Source organism: uncultured Campylobacter sp., assembly GCF_905371695.1.
Classification (GTDB): domain Bacteria; phylum Campylobacterota; class Campylobacteria; order Campylobacterales; family Campylobacteraceae; genus Campylobacter_A.
Map to the genome: position 1 here is coordinate 1 of NZ_CAJPMA010000111.1, position 4,481 is coordinate 4,481.

The window sequence follows — 4,481 nt, forward strand, 5'->3', positions numbered from 1 at the left end:
GAAAACTCCCCTACTTTGGGTTTGAGGGCAAATTTTGGGTTTGGTTTATGCAAAATAACGAAAAATACAGAGTGTTTTTCGTTCTAAAAGACGATAAGCTCACTACCATAGTTACTATGGTACTTGAAAACAATAAATTCCAAATCATAAAATATTTATCAAAGGACGTAAATGCCAAAAGTACAGGTATACACTTAGAAAGTATGTCCAGATTAGAGTGGGGGTATAAATTTGTATAAATCTAAAAAAATAGCCAAACAAACCGCTACCGTAGCCGAATTTACGAAATACATAAATAAGATTTTGCCCAAGAATACGGCGCGAGATTTTAGAGTTTCGAGTGACGCCCGTACAAAGCGTACGCAAAAGACGCAAACAAGGCAAAGCGCGCGAACGAGGCTAGCGTTTTTAGCCGTGGCGGTCCTGATTTTAGCGGTAGAAATTTACATCGCGATCTGCGTAAAGGGCGGCTTCGCGCGCCACTACGCGGGCGATGTTTTGGCTGTTATCTTGCTTTACGCTTTGGCTCGGGCTGCATTTAGCGCGCCGCCTTTAAATTTACCGCTTAAAATTTTCGCGTTTGCGGCGGCTTTGGAGCTCGCGCAGTATTTTGGCGCAGTGCAAATTTTAGGCATAGAAAATAAAATTTTAAAAATAATGATCGGCGGAACGTTTGATTTCGCCGACCTGCTCTGCTACGCGGTTGGCTGCGTCCTGGCGGGCACCGCCGAAAAATTTGAAAGTAAAATTTAGCAAAGGAGAAGCGATGGATAAAGAAAAAGCCGTGCAAAAGATGACCGAGGTCATGGCGAAATTCGTCGGCTACACGGGCAAGGTGCTGCCCGACGACGTGACGGCGAAGCTGCTGGAGCTCGCCGAGCGCGAGACGCAGCCGCTGGCAAAGGAGATCTACAAAACGATGTTTAAAAACCAGCGCCTAGCTAAGCAGCTAGACCGTCCGTCCTGTCAGGATACGGGCGTGATCCAGTTTTTCGTGCGCTGCGGAGCGAACTTCCCGCTCATCGGCGAGCTCGAGGAGCTGCTGAGAGAGGCCGTACTGAGAGCGACGCGCGAGGCTCCGCTGCGCCACAACAGCGTCGAGACCTTCGACGAGTATAACACCGGCAAAAACGTCGGCAAGGGCACGCCTAGCGTCTTTTGGGAGATCGTGCCGCAAAGCAGCGAGTGCGAGATACACACCTATATGGCGGGCGGCGGCTGTAGCCTGCCAGGCAAGGCGACCGTACTGATGCCGGGCATGGGCTACGAGGGGGTCGTGAAATTCGTCATGAATATAATGACCAGCTACGGCATAAACGCCTGTCCGCCGCTGCTAGTGGGGGTAGGCATCGGCACCTCGATCGACGTGGCATCCTTGCTATCTAAAAAAGCGCTGATGAGGCCGCTTGGCTCGCGTAATCCAAACGAACGCGCCGCGCTAACCGAAAAGCTGCTCGAAGAGGGCATAAATAAAATCGGCCTGGGTCCGCAGGGCATGAGCGGCGCGAGCTCCGTGATGGGCGTGCATATCGAAAACTGCGCCCGCCACCCAAGCGTCATCGCCGTGGCAGTAAACGTGGGCTGCTGGTCGCACCGCAAAGGCCATATAGTCTGGGACGAGCAGCTAAATTTTGCCGTAAAATCGCACAAGGAGTTCGCGCTATGAGTAAGAAAATTTTAACCACGCCGATCGCGCCCGAGGATCTAGCGGATATCAAAATCGGCGACGTGATCTACCTCACTGGGCACATCGTCACCTGCCGCGACGTGCCGCACAGACGCGTCGTGCAGGAGGGCCGCGAGCTGCCGGTGGACATCAGAGGTGGCGCGATCTTGCACGCTGGACCGATCATCAGAAAAATAGGCGAAAAAAGCTTTGAGATGGTCTCGGTGGGGCCTACTACTAGCATGCGGATGGAGAAATTTGAGCGCGAATTTATCGCTAAAACGGGCGTGCGCCTCATTGTCGGCAAAGGCGGCATGGGCGAAGGCACGATGAGCGGCTGCAAGGAATTTGGCGCGATACACTGCGTATTTCCCGCGGGCTGCGCGGTGGTGGCGGCTACGCAGGTCGAGGAGATCGAGAGTGCCGACTGGACGGAGCTTGGGATGCCAGAGACCTTGTGGAAGTGTCGCGTGAAGGAGTTTGGCCCGCTCATAGTCTCGATTGACGCGCACGGAAATAACCTTTTTGAGCAGAACAAGGTCAAATTTAATGAGAAAAAGGACGCAGCGCTGGCTGAAATTTTACCGCAGGTCGGATTTATAAAGTAGTTAAATTTTAGTAGCTTGGGTTTTAAATCTGCGCCTTAAATTTTTGCACCCGGTCGATAAATTTTAAAATTTAGCGCTATAACGAGGGGCAAATTTTAAGGGGCTTTGGGCGGATATCGCGGACACAATCGATTAATAAAACAGTCGGTAGGGCTAATCGCGTGGATAAATTTTAAAAACTTAGACCCGCAAAGCCGCCGTTTTAAAGCGCGGACTAAAAGCGCGCGCTAATCTCGCCGAAGCTCTTTCGTAAATTTAGCCTACGCGCTATTTCTGCTCGAATTTCACGCTTGCGTAGAGGTAGCTTGCAAGCCCTAGCGCGCCCAGTATCGCGCCCGCCTCGCCTATGTGCCAAGGCCCGAATCTCGTTGCGACTTGATGTCCTAAAAGCGCTCCGCCGCCGATACCTACGTTGTAGATCGCCGAGTAGATCGATATCGCGACGTCGGTAGCATCCGGAGCCAGCGCCAAAACCCTAATCTGCAAACAAAGCCCAAAGCCGAAAATCCCCACTCCCCAGACGAAAGCCGCGAGCAGCAGCGCCGCGTCATTTGCAACAAAAGCTTTTAGCGTCAGCACCGAGGCTAGGATAAAGAGGATCGAGCAGATCAAAAATGCGTTCGGAAATGAGCGGTAAAGCTTTGAAAAAAGCATGCTAGCAAGAATGCCCGAAGCACCGAATGCAAGCAGGACGTAGGTTACGAAGTGATCGCCTGCGGGGTTAAATTTCGCCACGAAGGGCTCGACATAGCTGTAGGTCGTAAAATGCGCGCCTACGATCAAAAACGTCAGCAGATACAAAGCAAGCAACATCGGACGCCTTGCTAGCATCGGCAAGCTCGCAAGAGAGCCCGCGCGGTGGCTTGGCAAAAACGGTAAAATTTTCCAAAGAAACAGCGCCTCCGCCGCCGCAAGCGCGCCGATCGCAAAAAACGTAATCCTCCAACCCAAAAGCTCGCCGACCACGCGCCCCAAAGGAAGCCCTAAAACCATAGCAAGCGAGGTGCCAAGAGCCAGCATGCCGATAGCCTGCGAGCCTTTATTTATCGGCGCTAGGCGCACGACGAGCGATGAGGTGATCGACCAAAAGATCGCGTGCGAAATCGCGATACCAAGGCGCGCGATTACCAAAACGGTAAAATTCCACGCAATTGCGGCAAGGACGTGGCTTAGCGTAAATAGCACGAAAAGTCGCAAAAGCAATCTCTTGCGCTCGAGCTTTGAGGTTAGCAGCATTAGCGGCAGCGAAAGGATGCTCACCGCCCACGCGTAGACGGCTATTATGAGGCCTACGCTAGTAGCGTCCATGCTAAAATCCGCCGCGATGTCGCTTAGCAGAGCCACGGGGATAAATTCCGTCGTGTTAAAAATAAAGGCGGCAAACGCTAGCAAGGTAACTCTTACGTAGGCGATTTTATGGACGTTCATCGGTTTTCTTTCTTGAACTTTTTAATTTTGCTTCAAAGTTTAACCGATTTTGCGATTTTAGCGCCCGAATCGTTTCAAATTTATGCGCCGCACTTATGCCGCGTTTGGGTTAAATTTCAAGCGGAAATTATAGCTAAATTTAACCCCGCCTAGTCTATAAAACTCAACCAAATGCGCTTTTTACGCCTCGAAATAAAATAGCTTTACCGAGCGCTCAAAGTCTTAAATTTACTTCAACTCCCCCCAATCCTTCGCAACGTTTAGGCTCGTTTTTAGCGGTACGTTTAGTTTGTAAATTTCTTGCATTATCTTTTGCGCCGCCGCGCCGAACTCCTCAGCGTAGCCGTCCTGCACCTCAAAAATCAGCTCGTCGTGTATCTGCAAAAGCATTTTCGCGCGTGAGCTTAAAAGCGGACGGATTTTTACCATCGCCATCTTGATGATATCCGCAGCCGAGCCTTGAAATATCGTATTTACCGCCTCACGCTCGTACATCGCCGTTTGTATCGGCGTCGCGGTAGTAAAGTCAAACAACCGCTTCCTGCCAAGTAGCGTGCGCACGAAGCCCTCGTTTTTGGCCGCGGTTTTTATCCCTTCTAAAAAGCCCTTTATCGTAGGGAAAGCTTTAAAATAGCGCTCGATATACTCCTTTGCCTCGGCGCGCGTGATACTTACCTGATTTGCCAGCTTGCTCGAGCCCATGCCGTAGATGAGGCCGAAATTTATACTCTTCGCCACCGCGCGGTTTTGCCCCTCGTTATAGCGCTAAATTTTAAAAT

Annotated in this window: 5 protein-coding genes and 1 pseudogene; 4 read left to right on the forward strand and 2 right to left on the reverse strand. The window is 51.1% G+C overall.

Annotation, left to right across the window (positions count from 1 at the left end; translation table 11 throughout):
* The 4 genes from QZ147_RS08345 to ttdB form a co-directional block, all read left to right on the forward strand.
* Positions 1-239, forward strand: a 239-nt coding sequence (locus tag QZ147_RS08345) for a hypothetical protein (protein ID WP_295149228.1), incomplete at its 5' end; no start/stop codon positions are given.
* Complete coding sequence (locus QZ147_RS08350; protein ID WP_295149231.1) at positions 232-753, forward strand: DUF2809 domain-containing protein; 522 nt, start codon at positions 232-234, stop codon at positions 751-753. The genes QZ147_RS08345 and QZ147_RS08350, both read left to right, overlap by 8 nt.
* Positions 754-766: 13 nt before the next feature.
* Positions 767-1,666 carry a L(+)-tartrate dehydratase subunit alpha gene (gene ttdA, locus QZ147_RS08355; protein WP_295149233.1) on the forward strand — a complete coding sequence of 300 codons (900 nt, stop codon included), beginning with the start codon at positions 767-769 and terminating at the stop codon, positions 1,664-1,666.
* Positions 1,663-2,274, forward strand: coding sequence for a L(+)-tartrate dehydratase subunit beta (ttdB, locus tag QZ147_RS08360; protein WP_295149236.1), 612 nt, complete (start codon positions 1,663-1,665; stop codon positions 2,272-2,274). The genes ttdA and ttdB overlap by 4 nt, the downstream gene beginning before the upstream one ends.
* Before the next feature lie 267 nt (positions 2,275-2,541).
* Here the strand turns inward: ttdB and QZ147_RS08365 are convergent, their stop codons facing one another.
* On the reverse strand, positions 2,542-3,702 hold the full coding sequence (locus QZ147_RS08365; RefSeq protein ID WP_295149237.1) for a sugar transporter: 1,161 nt from the start codon (positions 3,700-3,702) through the stop codon (positions 2,542-2,544).
* A gap of 228 nt (positions 3,703-3,930) precedes the next feature.
* Positions 3,931-4,458 (reverse strand): annotated as a pseudogene (locus QZ147_RS08370) (DNA polymerase); the annotation flags it as partial.
* Between the last annotated feature and the right edge of the window lie 23 nt (positions 4,459-4,481).

What these genes read in the sequence shown, in the direction of transcription:
- ttdA (WP_295149233.1), top strand. Translation starts at nt 767, where the DNA reads ATGGATAAAGAAAAAGCCGTGCAAAAGATGACCGAGGTCATGGCGAAA.
- QZ147_RS08365 (WP_295149237.1), bottom strand. Translation starts at nt 3,702, where the DNA reads ATGAACGTCCATAAAATCGCCTACGTAAGAGTTACCTTGCTAGCGTTT.
- ttdB (WP_295149236.1), top strand. Translation starts at nt 1,663, where the DNA reads ATGAGTAAGAAAATTTTAACCACGCCGATCGCGCCCGAGGATCTAGCG.